Here is a 20,488-nt window from a genome sequence, read left to right on the forward strand (position 1 = left end):
GTGCCGATTCTCGTCGCCATCGCCTGGCCGGGCCTTCTCGCGGCCCTCCTGATCGGGGCCAGTACCGGCCGCTGGGCCGGCCTGCCCGCCGGCCGGGGCCCGCGCCTTGCCGCCGGATTCGTCGTGCTCCTCGCCCTGGCCGCCGGGGCGGCGGCCCTCGCCGGCCTCGCGCCCGGGCCGTTTACCGTGCCGGGTCGGGAGGGATTCTGGCTCGAGACCGCCGCCCTGATGCTGGCCTTCTACCTCGCCGGTTGCGTCCTCGGGGCCGCCCTGACGCGCCGGGCCTGAAACGTCACGCCGGCGGCCTCGAGGCGCCGGCGCATCGCCGCCTCAGAGCGCCGTTCGGGTCGCCGGCGTGACGAGGCCTGCGATCGTCGCGACATCGGCGTCCCGCGGCTCCGGGCGGCCGAGCAGATAGCCCTGCACCTCGGTGCAGCCCTCGGCGATGACGAGGTCGAGATGGGCCGTCGTCTCGACGCCCTCGGCGACGGTCGTCACGCCCAGGCGCCGGCCGAGATCCGCCACCACCCCGACGATCGCGGCGCAGTCCGGCCGCGTCACGGCGTCCCGTACGAAGGAGCCGTCGATCTTGATCTTGTCGAACGGGAAGGCCCGGAGATGGGCCAGCGAGGAGAAGCCGGTTCCGAAATCGTCGAGCGCCACCCGCACGCCCATGTCCCGGATGCGGCGCAGGTCGGCGAGGCCGGCCTTCTCGTCGCCGAGGAGCGCACTCTCCGTGACCTCGATCTCGAGCCGGTCCGGCGGCAGCCCGCTCGCCAGCAGCGCCTCGAGCACCGCCGGCGCCAGGGTGCCGGTGCCGAGCTGGCGCGGCGAGACGTTGACGGCGACGCGGGCGCCGTCCGTCCAGGTCGCCGCATCCTCGCAGGCGCGGCGCAGCACCCAGGCGCCGAGGTCGCGGATCAGGCCGCTCTCCTCGGCGATGGGAATGAACTCCGCCGGCGAGATCCAGCCGCGGGCCGGATGGTGCCAGCGGATCAGCCCCTCCCGCGCCGTGACCCGGCGGGTGCGGACGTCGGTGATCGGCTGGTAGAACAGGAAGAGCCCGTCCTTGGTGCAAAGTGCCGCGCGCAGCTTCGCCTCGAGGTGGAGTCGCTCGTGGAGCCGGGTCTCCATCTCGGCGCCGAACAGCCGGCAGGTGCGCTTGCCCGCGGCCTTCGCCGAGTAGAGCGCCATGTCGGCGCGGGCGAGGAGCGCCTCCGGCTCGCGCCCGTGCTCCGGTGCCACCGCGATGCCGATGCTTGCCCCGACCTCGAGGCGGCGGGTCGTCTCGGCGTGGTAGGGCGCCCCCAGAGCGTCGATCAGCCGCCCGGCGAAGGCCGCCAGCGCGCCGAGCTCCGTCTCCGGCGTCATGACGGCGAACTCGTCGCCGCCGAGCCGCGAGACCATCACGCCGGGCAGGTCGCACAGGGCGCGCAACCGGTCGGCAACCTGGCGCAGGAGCGCGTCGCCGACGAGGTGGCCGTACGAATCGTTGACGATCTTGAAGCCGTCGAGATCGATGAAGAGCAGCCCCAGGTCGCTCCCCTCCCGGGCGAGGACCGACCCGAGATGGCCGCGGAAGGTCGATCGGTTGGCGAGCCCGGTCAGCGTATCGTAATGGGCGAGCTGCTGGATGCGCGCCTCGGCCGCGACCTGCTGGGTGACGATCGACAAGGTCAGCATCGGGCCGAGATAGGCCCCGTCGGTTCCGTGGACTGCCGAGGCCTGCAGGTCGAGCACCTCGGGGCCGATCTTGATCCGGGCGTGATGGGGCAAGTTGGCCGGATCGGCGAGGAGCTGGCGCTGGTGCGTCGGGTCGCGGTGGAACACGTCGATGGAGGCCCCCAGCAGGGTCTCGGACTTGATCGGCAGATGCGCCTCGATCTGGCCCAGCGTGCGCTTCGAGGTCTCGTTGACGTAGGTGATGCGGTAGGTCGCGGGATCGACCGTCATCACCGCCACCGGCATGTCGTCGATCATGCGCAGGAGACGGTATTCCTCCTGCTCCTTGAGCACCTCCGCGGTCGCGGTCGACCAGACGAGGAGCGCCCGGCCGACGCGCCCCCCGGGCTCCGGCAGGGCGTGGATCTGCAGGTCGAGCCACTCGTCGCCGAAGCGGAGGCGCGTCTTGTGCGGCAGCCTGCCGGGCTCGCTGAGCGGGCTGCGCTGGGAGACGAGATCTTTGTGGAACACGTCGATCGACGTGCCGATGATCGCGTCCGGGGCGATCCCCAGCCTGTCGCGGATCGCGTGCAGCAGTGCGATCGAGGAGGGATTGGCGTAGTCGATCGTGAAGGTGGTCAGATCGCAGGTCATCGCCGCGACCGGCATCACGTCGCAGATCTGCGCGAACGAGAGCGGCTCGGTCGACCCGGCCGCCCGCCGCGCGGATGCCCCGCCGGAAAGTGGACACCCCGTCATGCCCGCACGCGTCCCGTCACCTGCCGCACCTCGGGCCGGCATGGCTTGAGGTTACGCGAAGCAGGAAACAATAGGAGCCGCGGGTTGCCGGATCCTGAATGTTGCGCGGGGCCGTGACCGGCCCCGGCTTGGACTTTAGCGGCGCTCGTAGAGCAGCCGCGCCCGGATCGTGCCGTCGATGGAGCGCAGCTCCTCGAGCAGGGCCTCCGGATCGACGTCGGTCGCGTCGGTCTCGACTACGACGTAACCGACCTCGCCGTCGGTCTGGTAGAACTGCGCCGCGATGTTGATCTGCTTGCGGGCGAAGGTCTCGTTGAGGCGCCCGAGCATGCCCGGCAGGTTGCGCTGCACGTGGATGAAGCGCAGGCCGGTCGGCCGGGCCGGCAGCTGCACCTGCGGGAAGTTCACCGCGCCGACCGTCGAGCCGATATCCGAGTAATCGACGAGCTTGCGCGCCACCTCGGCGCCGATGCGCTCCTGCGCCTCCTCGGTCGAGCCGCCGACATGCGGGGTGAGGATGACGTTCTCGAGGCCCTGGAGCGGCGAGACGAAACGCTCCTGGTTCGATTTCGGCTCGACCGGGAAGACGTCGACGGCCGCGCCCCGCAGGTGGCCGTCCCGCAGGGCCGAGGCCAGGGCGTCGAGGTCGACCACCGTGCCTCGGGAATTGTTGATGAGGTACGCGCCGGGCTTCATCGCCCGGATCTGCGTCTCGCCGATCATGTTGTGGGTCGAGGGCGTCTCGGGCACGTGCAGCGAGACCACGTCGCTCTGGGCGAGCAGCGCGTCGAGGCTCTCCACCGGCTCGGTGTTGCCGTGGCGCAGGCGGTCGGTGAGGTCGTGGAAGATCACCCGCATGCCCATCGCCTCGGCCAGGTTCGAGAGCTGCGAGCCGATATTGCCGTAGCCGACGATGCCGAGCGTCTTGCCGCGGACCTCGAACGAGCCGTTCGCCGACTTGTCCCAGCCGCCGCCATGGGCCGAGACCGAGCGCGGCACGATCCGGCGCAGCAGCATCACGATCTCGCCGATGACCAGCTCGGCCACCGAGCGGGTGTTGGAGAACGGTGCGTTGAAGACCGGGATGCCGCGCCGGCGCGCCGCATCGAGATCGACCTGGTTGGTCCCGACCGAGAAGCAGCCGACGGCCATCAGCCGGTCGGCGGCCTCGAAGGCGGCCTCGTCGAGCTGGGTGCGCGAGCGGATGCCGAGGATGTGCACGCCCTTGAGCGCCTTGTGCAGGTCGGCCGGATCGAGCGCCTTGGCCAGCCGCGTGACGGTGACGTAGCCAGCCGCCTCGAGCAGCGCCACCGCACTGTCGTTGATGCCTTCGAGCAGCAGGACGCGAATCTTGTCCTTGGGCAGTGAGAGCTTGTCGGCCATGGCGGGTCTTCTTGGCAGGTATTTTGGGAAACGGGAGGCGGAGACCGCGGAGAGGCGCGGAACCGGTCGGCTCGACCGATAGGAGAGCGCGCGACGCAACGCAACATGGAGGCCCGCGACCTGGGCCTGCCCGGGCGCAGGGCAGCGCTGCGCCCAAAGCGCGGGCAATCCCTTCCCCCTTTCCATCGAAGCAGGTTCTCTCGGGGCGGCCCCGTGCCGAGTTCTTGTCGGGGCGGCCCCGTGCCGAGCTCTTGTCGGGGCGGCCCCGTGCCGAGCTCTTGTCGGGGCGACCCCGTGCCGAGCTCTTGTCGGGGCGACCCCGTGCCGAGTTCTTGTCGGGGCGACCCCGTGCCCCCTTGCAGCCTCGGGCCGGCGGTGATCCACCGGCCGCGTCCGCCCTCGGCAAGCCAGGAAGAGTCCGCCCGATGTACCTCACGCCCCGGATGCGCCGCGCCGCGATCCCGCTCCTCGTCTTCGTCCTCGGTCTGGCCGTCCTGGGCATCACGGCCAGCCTGATGCTCGGCCGCCCGGCCACCGGCACCAGCGCGGTCGGCGGGCCGTTCACCCTGGTGAACCAGGACGGCCGCACCGTCACCGACCGGGACTTCGCCGGCAAGCCGCACCTGGTCTTCTTCGGTTTCACCCACTGCCCGGACATCTGCCCGACCACCCTGCAGCAGATCTCCGACGTGCTGGCGGCCCTCGGGCCGCGGGGAGGCGACGTGAAGGCGCTGTTCGTCACCGTCGACCCCGAGCGCGACAATCCGGCGGCGCTCAAGGAATACCTGTCGAGCTTCGATCCCCGTATCGTCGGTCTCACCGGCTCGCCCGAGGCGGTGGCCGCCACCGTGAAGGCCTACCGGGCCTATAGCCGCAAGGTGCCGCTGAAGGAGGGCGACTACACGATGGAGCATACGGCGCTCGTCTACATCATGGACGGGCGCGGCAACTTCGTCGGCTCGCTCAACCTGATGCGTCCGGCCAAGGACGCCGCCGCCGAGATCGCGCGCCAGCTCTGACAGGTCAGCGCCGCCGCAGCGCCCCGCTGCGGGAGGTGGCGGAGAGCCCGTGCTCGGTCTTGTTCCAGCGATAGGGCGCCATCAGCAGCTCGATGAGGCCGAGCCAGGCCGCCGCGCTGACGAGGCCATAATAGAACGGCAGCGCGAGCACCCACGGGGCGAGGCTCCACCAGCCCCGCCGCAGGCACCCGACGAGCGCCGGCACCCCCATCGCGCCGAGCCCCGCGGCGAAGACGGTCGCGCCTGTCGCCGTCGCCAGGTTGCTGAGGACGTCCGGACCGGCCGGCAGCGGATCCGCGGCGAAGTGCCAGGCCGTCAGCGCGATCCCGAACGGGTAGGCCAGCGCCGAGACGACCGTGCCGGGCACCATCGCGACCGCACAGAACAGGCCGAGGGGGCCGAGGCGCCGCAAGGCCCGGACGGGGTGCCGGCTGTGGGTGATCGTGGTCTGGACGTACCCCTTCATCCAGCGGGTGCGCTGGCGCAGCCAGGGCCGCCCGTGGGCGGGGGCCTCCTCCAGGGTCGAGAGCGGCAGGTCGCCGACCCGGTAGCCGGCAAGGCTCAGGCGCAGGCCGAGATCGGCATCCTCGGTGACGTTCCAGGCGTCCCAGCCGTGCAGGTCGCGCAGCACTCGCGTGCGGAAATGCGTGGTCGTGCCGCCGAGCGGCACCGGCAGGTGCGCCGCCGTCAGCAGCGGCAGGAGCACGTCGAAGAGCGCCGCGTATTCGAGGGTGAAGCAGCGGGTGAGCCACGAATCGTTCGTGTTGTCGATCACCAGCCGGCCCTGCAGGCAGGCGAGCCGGTCGGAGCCGGCGCGGAACAGGGCGGCGGCTGCCCGCAACTGGCCCGGATCCGGCACGTCCTCGGCGTCGTAGACCACGAGGTGCTCGCCGCGGGCGAGCGGCAGGGCGACGTTGAGGGCCCGCGGCTTGGTGCGGGGCAGGCCGGCGGGCGCCGTCACCACCTCGAACCGCGCCGGCAGCGTCAGCGCGGCCAGGGCCGCGGCGGTGGCGTCGTCGTCGGCCTCGATCATGAATTTGATGTCGAGCTTCGAGGCCGGGTAGTCGAGGCGGCTGAGCGCGCCGATCAAGCGCGGCACCACCTCGGCCTCGCGGTAGAGCGCCACCAGCACGGTGTAGACCGGCAGCTCAGGCTCCGGCACGGGTGCTGGCAGGAGAACGGGCAGGGGATCGGGATGCAGCAGCGGGGCGGCGAGGCGAAAGACGATCGCCGCCAGGATCGTCAGGTTGAGCACCACCAAGGCGGTGAGCCGCAGCCAGGGCGAGGCGTCGAGGAGGAGCGGTGCCCCCGCGACGGCGAGCAGCAGGACGAGGATCTGCGCCGGGTGCAGCCCCGGGCGGTAGGCCCAGTCGGGCGCGCCCACCTCCAGCGCCTCCGCGACCCGGGCCGCGGCCCGGGGGCCGGCGGTCTGGAGCACCGCCGCGGCGAGCGCCGCCGGCGTGGTGACGACAGCCCCGGGCGGCGCGCCGGCGGACAGGAGCGCCGCCACCGCCCCGGGCGCCGGGGCGAGGACAACCTCCCCTCCGGCGCCGGTGGCGGCGCCGCGGTGGACGTCGTCGGGAAAGCGGGCCTCGGGATGCAGGACGAGGCCGGCACTGCGGAACGGCCGGCCCAGAGCCCGGGCGAGGGCGGCGTAATACGCGGCCTCGCTCATCAGGCCAGTCCGCAGCAGCGCCGCCGCCGGCTCCGTGCCCTCACGCTGCGCGATGAAGGCGGCGTCCCGCACGACCGCCAGATCGACGCCCTGGCCGAGCAGGAAGGCGAGCTCGCCGGGTAGGACGATCGCGGCGCCCTGCGGAGACCGGACCTCGACGAACATCCCGGGCCCTCGACGATGCCGGCTCCCGCCGGCGAAGGTTCGTGGTAGGAGAGCTTATGGCTCTCTCCGATCCCGCAACAGCCTCGCGGACATCCGCCGGCGGTTTTCCCACGGCCGTGGCGCGGATGCCCCTGCGTCAGATGCGCGGCCTGCTGGCGAGCATGCTGATGCTCGCGGCGGTGCCGGCCCTCGCCGCCGAGGCGGTGACGATCCCGAACTTCTGGAACCCCCGCGCCCGGCTGGAGCGGCCCGTGCCGCCGCAGGCGACGCGGCCGGTGCGCTTCCTCACCGATGACGAGTACCCGCCGCTGCACTTCGCCGGGCCGGACGGCAACCCGACGGGCTTCTCGGTCGAGCTCGCCCGGGCGGCCTGCGAGAAGCTCGGCCTGACCTGCACCGTGCAGGTACGCCGCTTCGACACGCTGCTCGACGCGCTCCAGGCCAACCAGGGCGACGTGGTGGCGGCGGCGATCCCGCTCACCCCCTCCCTGCGGGCCAACCATCGGGCGACCCGGCCGTATTTCCGCTGGCCGGCCCGCTTCGCGGTGCGGGCTGACAAGAGCCTGCCGGCGCCCGACGTGAAGGTCTTGTCCGAGCACCCCGCCGGCGTGGTCTCGGGCACCGCGCACGAGGCGTATCTGCGCACATTCTTCCACGTGACCCCGAAGACCTACCCGGATCTCGGCACCGCCGAAGCGGCCCTGCGCCGCGGCGAGATCGCGTATCTGTTCGGCGACGGGCTCGCCCTGGCGCTGTGGATCGGCGGCACCGAAGCGGCGGGGTGCTGCGCCTTCTCGGGCGGCGACTACCTGGAGAATCGCTATTTCGGCGAGGGTACCGGCTTCGTCACCCGCAAGGAGGACGAGGTCCTGGCCCGCGCCCTCGACGACGCGCTCCAGCGCCTGTGGGACGAGGGGAAATATGCGGAGCTGTACCTGCGGTTCTTCCCGGTCAGCCCGTTCTGAGCCGAGGCTGTCAGGCCTTTCGCGGCACGAACGGATGCGTGCTTGACAGTCCGCCATCGACCGCGAGCGCCTGGCCGTTGATGTAGGAGGCCTCGTCGCTCGCCAGGAAGACGGCCGCGGCGGCGATCTCCTCAGGGAGGCCCGCCCGGCGCGAGGGATTGAGCTGGCCGATGCGGTCCGCCTTGCCTTTCGCCCGCGCCGCGGCGAACAGGCCGGCCGTCATGCCGGTCTCGATCAGGCCGGGGCAGACGGCGTTGATCCGGACACCTGTGCCCGCGAAGGCGTCCGCCGCGGTCTGGACCAGGCTGATCACCCCGGCCTTGCTGGCGCTGTAGGCCGCACCCGCCGCATTGGCCCTGAGGCCCGCAACGGAGGCGGTGCAGACGATCGCGCCGCCGCCGTGGCGCAGCAGCAGCGGCCCGCCATGCTTGATCGCCAGGAAGGCGCCGATCAGGTTGACGCGCAACACCTCCTCCCAGAGTTCGACGCTCTGCTCGGTGAACGGCACGGTGCCGCCGCCGATCCCCGCATTGGCGTGGATCACGTCGAGCCGGCCGAAGGCCCGCTCGGCGGCCGTGAGAAATCCGGTCACGTCGGGCTCGCGGCCGGCATCCGCCGCGAGCGCCAGGGCCCGGCCGCCCTCCGCGGCGATCATCGCCGCGGTCTCCTCGGCACCGGCCGCGTCGCGGTCGACCACCGCGACGGCAGCGCCCTCGCGGGCGAAGAGCAGGGACGAGGCGCGGCCGATGCCGCTGCCGGCACCGGTGACGAGGACGGCCTTGGCCGTGAAGCGTGCCATCGCGTTCTCCCTCACGCCCAGATCTTCTCACGCGACCGTGTAGCCGCCGTCGATCACCAGCACCTGGCCGGTATGGTAGGCCGACGCCCCGCTCATCAGGTAGACGGCGATGCCCCCGAAATCCTCCGGCCGGCCGAAGCGGCGGGCGGGGATGCGCGGCAGGTTGAAGGTCACGAACTTCTCGTTCGCCATCAGGCCCGCCGTCATGTCGCTCTCGATCCAGCCCGGCAGGATCGCGTTCGCCGTCACGCCATGGCGGGCGAGCTCGACCGCCAGCGCCCGCACCATCGCGTTCAGCGCCCCCTTGGTGGCGCCGTAATGCTCGTTGCGGGCCGCACCGAGCAGCGAGGCGACGCTCGACGTGGCGACGAGCCGCCCGAAGGCGTCGCCGTTGCCGGCGCGCTCGGCCATGTGCCGCGCCGCGACCTGGAAGCTCGACACCACCCCGTCGAGATTGACCGCGAAGGTCCGCCGCCACTCCTCCGCGTCCCGCTCCAGGAACGAGCGCCGCCCGCCCCCGGCCACCCCCGCATTGGCGAACATCCCGTCGACCCGGCCGAAGCGCGCGAGCGTCGCGTCGAAGGCGCGCTGCACCGTCTGGCGGTCGGCGACGTCGCAGGTCTCGGCGGCGACCGGGGCGCCCGTGGCTTCGAGGCGAGCGAGGGCGCGCCGGTTCTTCTCCGCGTCGCGGCCCCAGATCGAGACCGCACATCCGGCTCCGGCCAGGGCCTCGGCCATCCCGAGCCCGATGCCGCCATTGCCGCCGGTGACCACCGCCACCCGGCCGGTGAGATCGAACAGGGCCGCCATGGATCCTCCCAGGGTCGCCCGTCTCGTCGCAACCGCGGGCGCGGGACCCAGCATCGGAGAAACGCCGAGGCCGGGCAAGGCTTCGTTCGAACATGTGGAATGGTCGATGTCGGCCACTCGCCGCTGAGGACGGAAGAGGCGGTATGGTTGCGGGCCCCATCGGCCGCCGCGCCGTCCACGCATGTCACGCATCGGCCCGGTGCGCTTGCATCCGTCGGCCTCAGGCCAAATCTTGAACGCCAGCAGGGGACACGCACTCACACCCGGGATCCGCCGATGCCGCCACTCTCCATTCTCGACCTCGCGCCGATCCCGCAGGGATCCACGCCCGGCGACGCGCTGCGCAACACCCTCGACCTTGCGCAGCATGCCGACCGGTGGGGCTTCACCCGCTACTGGGTGGCCGAGCACCACAACATGACCGGCATCGCGAGCGCCGCGACCGCGGTGGTGGTGGGCTACATCGCCGGGGGCACGCACCGGATCCGGGTCGGGGCCGGCGGCATCATGCTGCCGAACCACTCGCCGATGGTGATCGCCGAGCAGTTCGGCACGCTCGCCGAGCTCTATCCGGGCCGCATCGACCTCGGGCTCGGCCGGGCGCCCGGCACCGACCAGCGCACCCTGCGGGCGCTGCGCCGCGATCCCGCCGCCTCCGACCATTTCCCGCAGGACGTGCTGGAACTCCAGACGCTGCTGGGGCCGCTCGATGCCGGGCGGGTGATCCAGGCGGTGCCCGGCACCAACACCAACGTGCCGCTATGGATCCTCGGCTCCAGCCTGTTCGGGGCCCAGCTCGCCGCGATGCTGGGGCTGCCCTACGCCTTCGCGTCGCATTTCGCGCCCGATGCGCTGATGCAGGCGATGGAGGTCTACCGCGCCCGCTTCGAGCCCTCGGCGCAAGCGGCCAAGCCGCACGCCATGGTCGGCGTCAACGTGATCGCGGCGGAGACCGACGGCGAGGCGCGCCGCCTGTTCACCTCGGCGCAGCAATCCTTCACCAATATCTTCCGCGGCACGCGCGGCCAGCTGCCGCCGCCGATCGACGACATCGAGACCTACTGGTCGGGCCACGAGAAGCTCCAGGCCTCGGGCATGCTGGCCTGCTCGGTGGTCGGCTCGCCCGAGACGGTGCGGCAGGGCCTCGCGGCCATCGCGGCGCGCACGGGGGCCGACGAGCTGATGGTGGCTGCCGCGATCTACGACCATCGGGCTCGCTTGCGCTCCTACGAGATCCTGGCGGACTTGCTGCCGGGCGTTTCGCAGCGGGCCGAGACCGCGATCCGCGCGCCCGCCCACGCTTAACGAATCGTCTCGCGTTGACCCCCGGGAGCGCGGCCCATAGGGTGCCGGGCTTCCTTCACCGCTCACCGGAAGGCCGCGCCCGGCGCGGCCTCGACAGGCCAAAATCGCCTCGCCATGTCCGCATTCAGCATCGATCCCGCCCTGGCGGAGGCTGCCGCCTCCGCGTCCGCCTGGCCCTTCGAGGAGGCGCGCAAGCTCGTCGCCCGGCTGGAACGGACTGGCAAAGGCGAGGTGCTGTTCGAGACCGGCTACGGCCCCTCGGGCCTGCCGCATATCGGCACCTTCGGCGAGGTCGCCCGCACCTCGATGGTGCGCCACGCCTTCCGGATGCTCACGAACGATGCCGTGCCGACCCGCCTCGTCGCCTTCTCGGACGACATGGACGGGCTGCGCAAGGTGCCGGACAACGTGCCGAACAAGGCGCTGCTGGCCCACAACCTCAACAAGCCGCTGACCGCCGTGCCGGACCCGTTCGGCACCCATGACAGCTTCGGCGCCCACAACAACGCCGAGCTGCGCCGCTTCCTCGATTCGTTCGGCTTCGACTACGAGTTCCTGTCCGCCACCGAATGCTACCGCTCGGGCCGGTTCGACGCGACGCTGCTGCGCGTGCTCGAGCGCTACGACGCCGTGATGGCGGTGATGCTGCCCTCGCTCAGGGCCGAGCGCTCCGCCTCGTACTCGCCGTTCCTGCCGCTCCACCCGGTCACCGGGCATGTGATGCAGGTGCCGATCGACGAGGTGAAGGTGTCCGCGGGCACCATCGTGTGGCGCGATCCGCAGACGGGCGAGGCCTACGAGACCCCGGTCACCGGCGGCCACGCCAAGCTGCAATGGAAGCCCGACTGGGCGATGCGCTGGGTCGCGCTCGGCGTCGACTACGAGATGGCCGGCAAGGACCTGATCGACTCGGTCAAGCTCTCCGGGCAGATCGCCCGGGCGCTCGGCGCCGAGCCGCCGGAAGGCTTCAACTACGAGCTCTTCCTCGACGAGAAGGGCCAGAAGATCTCGAAGTCGAAGGGCAACGGCCTGACCATCGACGAGTGGCTGGCCTACGGCACGCCCGAGAGCCTGGCCTTGTTCATGTACAACAAGCCGCGCGAGGCCAAGCGCCTGCACTTCGACGTCATCCCGCGCCACGTCGACGATTACCTGTCCTTCCTGGAGAAGCTTCCGGGGCAGGAGCCGAAGCTGAAGCTTGGCAACCCGGTCTGGCACCTGCATGCCGGCGAGCCGCCGCTTCCTGAGCGGGTGGGGGAGGGCGGGGCGATCCCGTTCGCGATGCTCCTCAACCTCGTGGCGGTGGCCAACACCGAGGATCCGGCGGTGCTGTGGGGTTTCATCCGCCGCTACGCGCCGGAGGCCTCGCCCGAGACGCATCCGCGCCTCGACCGGCTGGTCCACCACGCCGTGCGTTACTTCCGCGATTTCGTGCGCCCACAGAAGACCTACCGCACGCCGAGCGAGGCCGAGGCGGCGGCGCTCACCGACCTGTCGGAAACGCTGGCCGCGCAGGCCGGCTCGACCGATCCGGAGGCGCTGCAGGCGGCGGTCTACGAGGTCGGGCGGCGCCACTTCCCCGACCTGTCGGGCAAGTCGAAGAGCCCGGACGGGCGGCCCGGCGTCTCCCAGGCTTGGTTCACCACGCTCTACGGCATCCTCCTCGGCGAGGCTCGCGGGCCCCGCTTCGGCTCCTTCGTCGCCCTCTACGGCGTCAAGGAGACCCGCGCGCTGATCGACCGCGCCCTGTCGGGAGCGCTCGCCGAGGAGCACGCGGCCTTCCTGGAGAGCCGCAACAGGCCTGAAGCGGCCTGATCACCTCCGGTCCCCGCCGCCACGGCGGGGATCGTCCCCACGTTGTCCCCACCCATCCACCCGTTTACCTTGGCAGCAGGGAATCAGTGGTGGTATGGAACATATCAGGAACAAACGCCCCGAGGCACCCGTGATGCGCGCCGTGATGCCGCTCCTGCTGATCGCCCTGTCGGGACCAGGCCAGGTGACCGAGACCCATGCCATCGAGGTGGCGCGGCCTGCCCGAGAGGCGGCGGCGATCGCGCGGCTGAAGGGCTGCCTGGCGCGGGAATCCGCCGCCGCGCGGATTCGGCACGAGACGCCGGAGCATTTCGCCGTGCGGGCCCAGCATATCTGCCTGGCGGCCAAGCGCGACGCCGCCCGGGCGAAGGCCGTGGCCCTCGTCGCCGCCGGCTTCACCGAGGCGCCGGACCTCGTCGGCGCCGTCGAGCAGCTGCTCTCCGACCACGAGCGCGAGACGGCGGAGGCCTATGCCCGCAGCCTCGACCGTCGGCGCGTGGCCGGAACCCCGTGAGGGACTCTCCGGGTGAGGCGCTTCCTGGGACCGGGCACCGCCTGAGACGACGCCGGACTTGATCAACCGGCGCTAACCCTCTAAGCGGGCCGCGCCTTCCGCCCGGCTGGACGTCGTGGGCGGGCTTGCCGCAGGTGATGGATATGGCCAAGGAAAAGTTTTCGCGGACGAAGCCGCACTGCAACATCGGCACCATCGGTCACGTTGACCATGGCAAGACCTCTCTGACCGCGGCGATCACGAAGGTCCTGGCTGAGTCGGGCGGTGCCACCTTCACGGCGTACGACCAGATCGACAAGGCGCCGGAGGAGAAGGCGCGCGGGATCACGATCTCGACCGCCCACGTCGAGTACGAGACGCAGAACCGGCACTACGCGCACGTGGACTGCCCCGGCCACGCCGACTACGTGAAGAACATGATCACGGGTGCGGCGCAGATGGACGGCGCGATCCTGGTCGTGTCGGCGGCGGACGGCCCGATGCCGCAGACCCGCGAGCACATCCTGCTGGCCCGCCAGGTCGGCGTTCCGGCGCTGGTTGTGTTCATGAACAAGGTCGACATGGTCGACGATCCGGAGCTTCTGGAGCTGGTCGAGCTCGAGGTACGCGAGCTTCTGTCGAAGTACGACTTCCCGGGCGACGACATCCCGATCACCAAGGGCTCGGCGCTGTGCGCGCTGGAGAACCGCGAGCCGAAGATCGGCCACGAGGCGATCCTCGAGCTGATGAAGACGGTGGACGCGTACATCCCGCAGCCGGAGCGTCCGATCGACCTGCCGTTCCTGATGCCGATCGAGGACGTGTTCTCGATCTCGGGCCGCGGCACGGTGGTGACGGGGCGCGTCGAGCGCGGGATCGTCAAGGTCGGCGAGTCGGTGGAGATCGTGGGCATCCGCGCCACGACGACGACGACGGTGACCGGCGTCGAGATGTTCCGCAAGCTTCTGGACCAGGGCCAGGCGGGCGACAACGTCGGCGTGCTTCTGCGCGGCACGAAGCGCGAGGACGTGGAGCGCGGCCAGGTCGTGTGCAAGCCGGGTTCGGTGAAGCCGCACACGAAGTTCAAGGCCGAGGCGTACATCCTGACGAAGGAGGAGGGCGGGCGCCACACGCCGTTCTTCACCAACTACCGTCCGCAGTTCTACTTCCGGACGACGGACGTGACGGGTGTGTGCCAGCTGCCCGAGGGCACCGAGATGGTGATGCCGGGCGACAACGTGACGATGGACGTGACGCTGATCGTGCCGATCGCGATGGAGGAGAAGCTGCGCTTCGCCATCCGCGAGGGCGGCCGCACCGTCGGCGCCGGCGTCGTCGCCTCCATCACCGAGTAAATCGGACGAGATCGGTCCGGGGCCGTCGCGGCTCCGGACGGGGCAAGGGGCGGGTGCCGCACGGCACCCGCCCCTTTCGCGTTGATCGGGTGCCGACCGAGCATCGGGACAGTTCCTGGATCCGTCGATCGCCCTTGGATGGGGCTGGGAATGGCCCGGCGCCGCCGGCCGCCTTGGCCGGAGCGCGCGACGGCGCGCATTCGCAGGGCGGGTTGCGACATTCCGCTTGCATCCGGGCCGGGGATCCGGCTAGAGAGCACTCGCGCCGCGGCGCTGCAGGAGTGTAGCTCAACTGGTCAGAGCACCGGTCTCCAAAACCGGGGGTTGGGGGTTCGAGTCCCTCCACTCCTGCCAGGAACCGCGAGCCGACCGGAGCTTCCAGCGAAAGCCGGCAGACCTCCGTAACAATCCGTCCGGGCCAGTCGACAAGCGCACGCAACTGCGCTAGAGGCTGCGCCCATCCCAGATCGAACAGGCGGCTATGCGGGCCGGGGGTGATCCTTGAGCCTGCCTGCCGCCGTTGGTTTCGAGCGCATCGGTTGTCCGAGCCATGGCATCGAACGAAGCGACGAAGAAGATGGACCTCGGGCGCAACGCCTCCCGTAGCACCCCGCCGACCCGCGGCGGTGCCTCGCCGACGCCGCCCGTGCGTCCGGCGCAGAAGCGGGTCGGCCCGTTCGAGTTCCTGCAGCAGGTGCGCGACGAGGGCCGGAAGGTCACCTGGCCGACCCGCAAGGAGACCCTGGTCACCACCCTGATGGTGTTCGTCATGGTGGTGGTGGCGAGCGTGTTCTTCACCGTCGTCGACCAGGTGCTGCGTTACGCCGTGACGCTGGTGCTGGGCATCGGGGCCTGATCGAGCCGCAAGATCCCGGCAGAGCCGGCCCGGGGATCGGGGCCGCCGCCGGATTGGAGTGAACGCCGTGTCGAAGCGCTGGTACATCGTCCACGCCTATTCGAACTTCGAGAACAAGGTCGCGCAGTCGATCAAGGATCAGGCGGCGCAGCGCGGCCTGACGGAAAAGTTCGACGAGGTCATGGTTCCGACCGAGAAGGTCGTGGAGGTGCGCCGCGGCCGCAAGGTCGATGCCGAGCGCAAGTTCTTCCCCGGCTACGTGCTGGTGAAGTGCGACCTCACCGACGAGGTCTACCACCTCATCAAGAACACGCCGAAGGTCACGGGCTTCCTGGGCGCCGACAAGTCGAAGCCGGTGCCGATCCCGGACGCCGAGGCCGAGCGCATCAAGGGTCAGGTCCAGGAAGGCACCGAGCGCCCGAAGGCCTCGATCGCCTACGAGGTCGGCGAGCAGGTCCGCGTCGCGGACGGCCCCTTCGCCTCGTTCAACGGCATCGTCGAGGAAGTCGACGAGAGCCGCTCCCGCCTCAAGGTGGCGGTCTCCATCTTCGGCCGGGCCACCCCGGTCGAGCTCGAATACGGTCAGGTCGAGAAGCTCTGATCGTAACCGGCGGATTGTTTCGGGACACGCACGAGGCGCGGCTGCGGGCCTCGTGCTCAGCCGTTCCCGACACGCCGCCTCTCACCCGCGGAAGGCCCGCCCGGCAACGCCTCCGGGAGCCCGGGCCGCACCGCGACCTGCAACCGCCCTTCGACGATAGGGCTATTCTGGGAGCAGTCCCATGGCGAAGAAGATCACGGGCTACGTGAAGCTTCAGGTCCCGGCCGGCGCCGCCAACCCGTCGCCGCCGATCGGTCCCGCGCTCGGTCAGCGCGGCCTCAACATCATGGAATTCTGCAAGGCCTTCAACGCGAAGACCGCGCAGATCGAGAAGGGCACCCCGATCCCGGTGATCATCACCGCGTATCAGGACCGCTCCTTCACCTTCGAGATGAAGCAGCCCCCGGTCTCGTTCTTCCTGAAGAAGGCGGCCGGCCTGAAGATCGGCAAGAAGCCGGCCTCCGGCTCGAAGACCCCCGGCAAGGGCGCGCCCGCCGGCAAGGTCTCCGAGGCGCAGATCCGCGAGATCGCCGAGAAGAAGATGCCCGACCTGAACTGCGATTCGGTCGATTCCGCCGTCGCCATGATCCGCGGCTCCGCCCGCGCCATGGGCCTCGAGATCACCGCGTAAGGGGAGGGCGACATGGCACAGACAGGCAAGCGCATCCGCTCCGCCCGCGAGGGCATCGCGGTCACCAAGCTCTATCCGCTCGCCGAGGCGGTGAAGCTGATCAAGGAGCGGGCCAGCGCCAAGTTCGACGAGACCTTCGAGGTCTCGATGAATCTCGGCGTCGACCCCCGCCACGCCGACCAGATGGTCCGCGGCGTCTGCAACCTGCCGAACGGCTCCGGCCGGACCGTGCGGGTGGCGGTGTTCGCCCGCGGCCCGAAGGCCGACGAGGCGAAGGCCGCCGGCGCCGACATCGTCGGGGCCGAGGACCTGCTCGAGACGATCCAGGGCGGCACGATCGACTTCGATCGCTGCATCGCCACCCCGGACATGATGCCGCTGGTCGGCCGCCTCGGTAAGGTGCTGGGCCCGCGCGGCCTGATGCCGAACCCGAAGGTCGGCACCGTCACCATGGACGTGAAGGGCGCCGTCGCCGGTGCCAAGGGCGGTTCGGTCGAGTTCCGCGTCGAGAAGGCGGGCATCGTCCACGCCGGCATCGGCAAGGTCTCGTTCGACGAGCAGAAGATCGTCGAGAACATCCGCGCCTTCGCGGACGCGGTCGCCAAGGCCAAGCCCGCCGGCGCCAAGGGCACCTACATCCAGCGCATCGCCGTCTCCTCGACGATGGGCCCGGGCGTGAAGGTCGATCCTTCGAGCGTGCTGGTCGCCGCCGGCGCCTGACGCCGACGCGACTGTCGCGATGACGAAATGAGGCGCCCGGTCCGGCAACGGACCGGGCGCTTCGCGTTGTGCGGGCCGGGCTTCGCGTCGTAAGGGCCGGACTTGCCGTCTGACGCAGCGGCATGGCAGCCATCCGCACCGTGCCGCGGCGCCGCGAAATCCCGACGCGGCGGGGCAGCCTTCCGGCGGCGCTGTGCTAGATAGGACGCCATGCGCAGCACCGTCCCGGTCTCCTCCTCGCGACGCATCCTCTGCGTCTTCCCCGCCTACACGCCCTCGTTCGGCACCTTCTCGCACGCCTATCCGCTGATGGGCGGCGTGAAGGCCTTCATGCCGCCGCAAGGGCTGCTCGTGATCGCCGCCTACATGCCGGAGGCATGGGAGGTGCGATTCATCGACGAGAACATCGCTCGGGCGAAGCCCGAGGACTTCGCCTGGGCCGACGCGGTGTTCGTGTCGGGCATGCACATCCAGGAGGGCCAGATCCACGAGATCGGCCGGCGGGCGCACGCCGCCGGTAAGGTCGCGGTGCTGGGAGGCCCGTCCGTGTCCGGCGCGCCGGAAAAGTACCCGGACTTCGACTACCTCCATCTCGGCGAGATCGGCGACGCCACCGACGCGCTGATCCGGCGCCTCGACGAGACCGTGGCGGTGCCGGCCGAGCCGGAGCGGTTCGAGACCAAGGACCGCCTCGCCCTGTCCGACTTCCCGGCCCCGGCCTATGAGCGCGTGCCGCTCAAGCGCTACCTGATCGGCTCGCTGCAATTCTCCTCCGGCTGCCCCTATCGCTGCGAGTTCTGCGACATCCCGCAGCTCTACGGCCGCCAGCCGCGGCTCAAGACCCCCGAGCAGCTCTGCGCCGAGCTCGACGCCATCGTGGCGCAGGCCGCCCATCCGGCGGTGGTCTACTTCGTCGACGACAACTTCATCGGCAACCGCAAGGCGACTCGCGAGATGCTGCCCCACCTGGTGGAGTGGCAGAAGCGGAACAACTACCCGCTCCAGTTCGCCTGCGAGGCGACGCTGAACATGGCCAAGCAGCCCGAGATCCTCGAGCTGATGCGCCAGGCCAACTTCATGACGGTGTTCGTCGGCATCGAGACCCCGGAGGCCGACGCGCTCAAGGGCATCGACAAGACCCACAACGCCGCCGTGCCGATGTACGAGGCGATCGAGACCCTGAACTCCTACGGGCTCGAGGTCACCTCCGGCATCATCCTCGGCCTCGACACCGACACCGACAAGTCCGAGCAGAACCTGATCGACTTCATCGACAAGTCGGCGATCCCCGTGCTGACCATCAACCTGCTCCAGGCCCTGCCCAAGACCCCGCTCTGGGACCGGCTCGAGCGGGAAGGGCGGCTCGTTCACGATGCGAGCCTCGAGTCGAACGTGCTGTTCAAGCGCCCGCACGACGACGTGGTGGGGTCCTGGCGCCGGGCCATCGCCCATGCCTACTCGCCCGAGCAGCTGTTCGAGCGCTTCAAGCGGCAGTGCGACGTCACCTATCCGCACCGGATCACCACGCCGACGGCGGGCAAGCTGACCCTGACCAACCTGCGTCGCGGGCTGATCCTTGGCTTCAACATCATCACCCGGGTCGGCTTGTTCTCCGACTACCGCAAGCCGTTCTGGCGCGCGGCCGCTCACGCCCTCAAGCGCGGGCAGATCGAGGCGGTGTTCAACATGGGCTTCGTCGCCCACCACCTGATCCGCTTCACCCGCGAGGCCCTGCGCGGCGAGCACAACGCCTCGTTCTACGCCGCGCAGGACAAGGCGAAGGCGGAGGCCGCGGCGAGGGCAGGGGCCCGGCAGGCGGCGTGACAGGTCGAGGCACTGACGGAAATTCGCCCCTGCGACCGAATTTCCCTGGTCCGGGTACTTGGCAGGCCGTTTGCACGCCGCTATAGACCCGGCTCCACGTTTCCGAGATCGAAAGGATTCGGCCTTCCGGCCGGTCCTTGAGAGAGGTCCCCGGGCAACCGGGTGACCAAAGTGGCCGGAAGGGCTCAGGGGGCAACCCCTCGCGCCCCGTCCGGCCATGTCCTGTCCGAGACTGCAGGCGCTGGCATCCGCCGGCTTAAACCGCAAAGCCTGCACAGACGGGGAAGACCGAGTTTCACCGCCTCGATGGCCGTATAGGCCGGCGAGGCGTCGGTTTGAACCATCTCGCCCGAGGCGAGGGACCGCACCGGTCCTTGGCATCGGGGGCAGGGCCGTGAAGCGTCGTTCAGGACGTCGCGGTCTTCGCGTGAAGGCCCCGGCTCATCCTGGGCGGCAAGTGCAACCGGCGGGGCCCATCCGGGTTCCGCCAACCGGAGAGAGCCAAGGTGGACAGAGCAGCTAAAGCTGATCTCGTCTCGACGCTCAACGGGGTGTTCGCGAACACCTCCGTCGTCGTCGTGGCCCACTACAAGGGCCTCACGGTCGCCGACATGCAGAAGCTGCGCTCGCAGATGAAGCAGGCCGGCGCCACCGTGAAGGTCGCGAAGAACCGCCTCGCCAACATCGCTCTCGAAGGCACGGACGTCGCCTCCATTCAGCCCCTCCTGAAGGGCCCGACCCTGCTCGCCTATTCGAGCGATCCGGTCGCGGCCGCGAAGGTGGCGGTGGACTTCGCCAAGGCCAACGAGAAGCTGGTCATCCTCGGCGGAGCCATGGGGAAGACCGCCCTGAACGCCGACGGCGTGAAGGCCCTGGCCTCGCTGCCGTCCCTGGACGAACTGCGCGCCAAGATCGTGGGCCTGGTCCAGGCTCCCGCGACCAAGATCGCTCAGGTCGTCAACGCGCCGGCCGCCAAGCTCGCGCGCGTGTTCGGGGCCTACGCCAAGACCGGCGACGCCCAGACCGACGAAGCGGCCTAACGGGCTGTTCGAGACCAAACCGTTCAAACCGACAACATCAGGAAGTGAAAAATGGCTGATCTTGCCAAGCTCGTCGACGACCTCTCCTCGCTGACCGTTCTCGAGGCTGCCGAGCTCGCGAAGATGCTCGAGGAGAAGTGGGGCGTCTCGGCGGCTGCCGCCGTTGCCGTCGCCGCCGGCCCGGCCGGTGGCGCCGCTGCCGCCCCGGTCGAGGAGCAGACCGAGTTCACGGTCGTGCTCGCCTCCGCCGGCGACAAGAAGATCGAGGTCATCAAGGAGGTCCGCGCGATCACCGGCCTCGGCCTCAAGGAGGCCAAGGACCTGGTCGAGGGCGCTCCGAAGCCGGTCAAGGAAGGCGTGTCCAAGGACGACGCCGCCAAGCTCAAGGCCCAGCTCGAGAAGGCCGGCGCCAAGGTCGAGCTCAAGTAAGGCGATGGCGGGCCTTCCGGCCCGCCTCGTGCTCCGGATCCGGTCTCGGCCGATCCGGGGCCACCAGCCCGCGGGCCTCGCGCTCGCGGGCTATGGTCGCTTTCGGCGCACCCCCTCGGGATCCGGGGTACGGATCACCATATCAGTTTTCAAAGGTTGCGGGCAGCCGGTGCACGGGCGGT

19 protein-coding genes and 1 tRNA gene are annotated in these 20,488 nt (G+C 70.4%); 15 read left to right on the forward strand and 5 right to left on the reverse strand.

From position 1 onward, the window contains the following. On the forward strand, positions 1-288 hold the full coding sequence (locus DA075_RS13790; protein WP_099953730.1) for a hypothetical protein: 288 nt from the start codon (positions 1-3) through the stop codon (positions 286-288). 42 nt (positions 289-330) lie between these two features. On the opposite strand, the gene DA075_RS13795 is transcribed toward DA075_RS13790, so the two are convergent. Both DA075_RS13795 and serA read right to left on the reverse strand, forming a co-directional pair. Beyond that, complete coding sequence (locus DA075_RS13795) at positions 331-2,421, reverse strand: putative bifunctional diguanylate cyclase/phosphodiesterase (RefSeq protein ID WP_210207038.1); 2,091 nt, start codon at positions 2,419-2,421, stop codon at positions 331-333. A 135-nt stretch (positions 2,422-2,556) separates the two neighbouring features. After that, positions 2,557-3,804, reverse strand: a complete 1,248-nt coding sequence (serA, locus tag DA075_RS13800) for a phosphoglycerate dehydrogenase (protein WP_099953732.1) — start codon at positions 3,802-3,804, stop codon at positions 2,557-2,559. Between the two features lie 425 nt (positions 3,805-4,229). Between serA and DA075_RS13805 the strand changes: the two genes are divergently transcribed. Beyond that, complete coding sequence (locus DA075_RS13805) at positions 4,230-4,823, forward strand: SCO family protein (RefSeq protein WP_099953733.1); 594 nt, start codon at positions 4,230-4,232, stop codon at positions 4,821-4,823. Positions 4,824-4,827: 4 nt separating this feature from the next. Here the strand turns inward: DA075_RS13805 and DA075_RS13810 are convergent, their stop codons facing one another. Further along, entirely contained in the window at positions 4,828-6,663 is a 1,836-nt protein-coding gene (locus tag DA075_RS13810; protein ID WP_099953734.1) for a glycosyltransferase family 2 protein, read from the reverse strand. Positions 6,664-6,824: 161 nt separating this feature from the next. Here DA075_RS13810 and DA075_RS13815 point away from each other — a divergent pair, with 161 nt between their 5' ends. Next, positions 6,825-7,628 (forward strand): transporter substrate-binding domain-containing protein, encoded by an 804-nt coding sequence (locus tag DA075_RS13815; protein ID WP_414468166.1) that lies wholly within the window; start codon positions 6,825-6,827, stop codon positions 7,626-7,628. Between the two features lie 10 nt (positions 7,629-7,638). Here the strand turns inward: DA075_RS13815 and DA075_RS13820 are convergent, their stop codons facing one another. Then, a complete protein-coding gene (locus tag DA075_RS13820; RefSeq protein ID WP_099953736.1) occupies positions 7,639-8,427 on the reverse strand; it encodes an SDR family NAD(P)-dependent oxidoreductase in 789 nt (262 codons plus the stop codon). 27 nt (positions 8,428-8,454) lie between these two features. Further along, positions 8,455-9,237 (reverse strand): SDR family NAD(P)-dependent oxidoreductase, encoded by a 783-nt coding sequence (locus DA075_RS13825; RefSeq protein WP_099953737.1) that lies wholly within the window; start codon positions 9,235-9,237, stop codon positions 8,455-8,457. A gap of 276 nt (positions 9,238-9,513) precedes the next feature. Here DA075_RS13825 and DA075_RS13830 point away from each other — a divergent pair, with 276 nt between their 5' ends. The 12 genes from DA075_RS13830 (at position 9,514) to rplL (ending at position 20,306) form a co-directional block, all read left to right on the forward strand. Further along, positions 9,514-10,542: an LLM class flavin-dependent oxidoreductase gene (locus DA075_RS13830; RefSeq protein WP_099953738.1), complete on the forward strand. Its 1,029-nt coding sequence runs from the start codon at positions 9,514-9,516 to the stop codon at positions 10,540-10,542. 114 nt (positions 10,543-10,656) lie between these two features. Then, on the forward strand, positions 10,657-12,357 hold the full coding sequence (locus tag DA075_RS13835) for a lysine--tRNA ligase (protein ID WP_099953739.1): 1,701 nt from the start codon (positions 10,657-10,659) through the stop codon (positions 12,355-12,357). 133 nt (positions 12,358-12,490) lie between these two features. Continuing rightward, positions 12,491-12,871: a hypothetical protein gene (locus DA075_RS13840; RefSeq protein ID WP_099953740.1), complete on the forward strand. Its 381-nt coding sequence runs from the start codon at positions 12,491-12,493 to the stop codon at positions 12,869-12,871. Between the two features lie 143 nt (positions 12,872-13,014). Then, positions 13,015-14,205, forward strand: a complete 1,191-nt coding sequence (gene tuf, locus DA075_RS13845; RefSeq protein WP_099953741.1) for an elongation factor Tu — start codon at positions 13,015-13,017, stop codon at positions 14,203-14,205. Between the two features lie 277 nt (positions 14,206-14,482). Continuing rightward, positions 14,483-14,559, forward strand: a tRNA-Trp gene (locus DA075_RS13850). Between the two features lie 196 nt (positions 14,560-14,755). Continuing rightward, positions 14,756-15,061, forward strand: a complete 306-nt coding sequence (secE, locus tag DA075_RS13855) for a preprotein translocase subunit SecE (RefSeq protein ID WP_099953742.1) — start codon at positions 14,756-14,758, stop codon at positions 15,059-15,061. Between the two features lie 67 nt (positions 15,062-15,128). Further along, on the forward strand, positions 15,129-15,662 hold the full coding sequence (gene nusG, locus DA075_RS13860; RefSeq protein ID WP_099903970.1) for a transcription termination/antitermination protein NusG: 534 nt from the start codon (positions 15,129-15,131) through the stop codon (positions 15,660-15,662). 181 nt (positions 15,663-15,843) lie between these two features. Then, complete coding sequence (gene rplK, locus DA075_RS13865) at positions 15,844-16,293, forward strand: 50S ribosomal protein L11 (RefSeq protein WP_048430287.1); 450 nt, start codon at positions 15,844-15,846, stop codon at positions 16,291-16,293. Positions 16,294-16,305: 12 nt separating this feature from the next. Then, on the forward strand, positions 16,306-17,013 hold the full coding sequence (rplA, locus tag DA075_RS13870) for a 50S ribosomal protein L1 (protein WP_099953743.1): 708 nt from the start codon (positions 16,306-16,308) through the stop codon (positions 17,011-17,013). 210 nt (positions 17,014-17,223) lie between these two features. Continuing rightward, entirely contained in the window at positions 17,224-18,837 is a 1,614-nt protein-coding gene (locus DA075_RS13875) for a B12-binding domain-containing radical SAM protein (RefSeq protein ID WP_099953744.1), read from the forward strand. A 506-nt stretch (positions 18,838-19,343) separates the two neighbouring features. Further along, positions 19,344-19,877, forward strand: coding sequence for a 50S ribosomal protein L10 (gene rplJ / locus DA075_RS13880; RefSeq protein ID WP_099953745.1), 534 nt, complete (start codon positions 19,344-19,346; stop codon positions 19,875-19,877). 51 nt (positions 19,878-19,928) lie between these two features. Beyond that, positions 19,929-20,306, forward strand: coding sequence for a 50S ribosomal protein L7/L12 (gene rplL, locus DA075_RS13885; RefSeq protein ID WP_060849032.1), 378 nt, complete (start codon positions 19,929-19,931; stop codon positions 20,304-20,306). Positions 20,307-20,488: the final 182 nt, after the last annotated feature.

The organism is Methylobacterium currus (genome assembly GCF_003058325.1).
Classification (GTDB): Bacteria; Pseudomonadota; Alphaproteobacteria; order Rhizobiales; family Beijerinckiaceae; genus Methylobacterium; species Methylobacterium currus.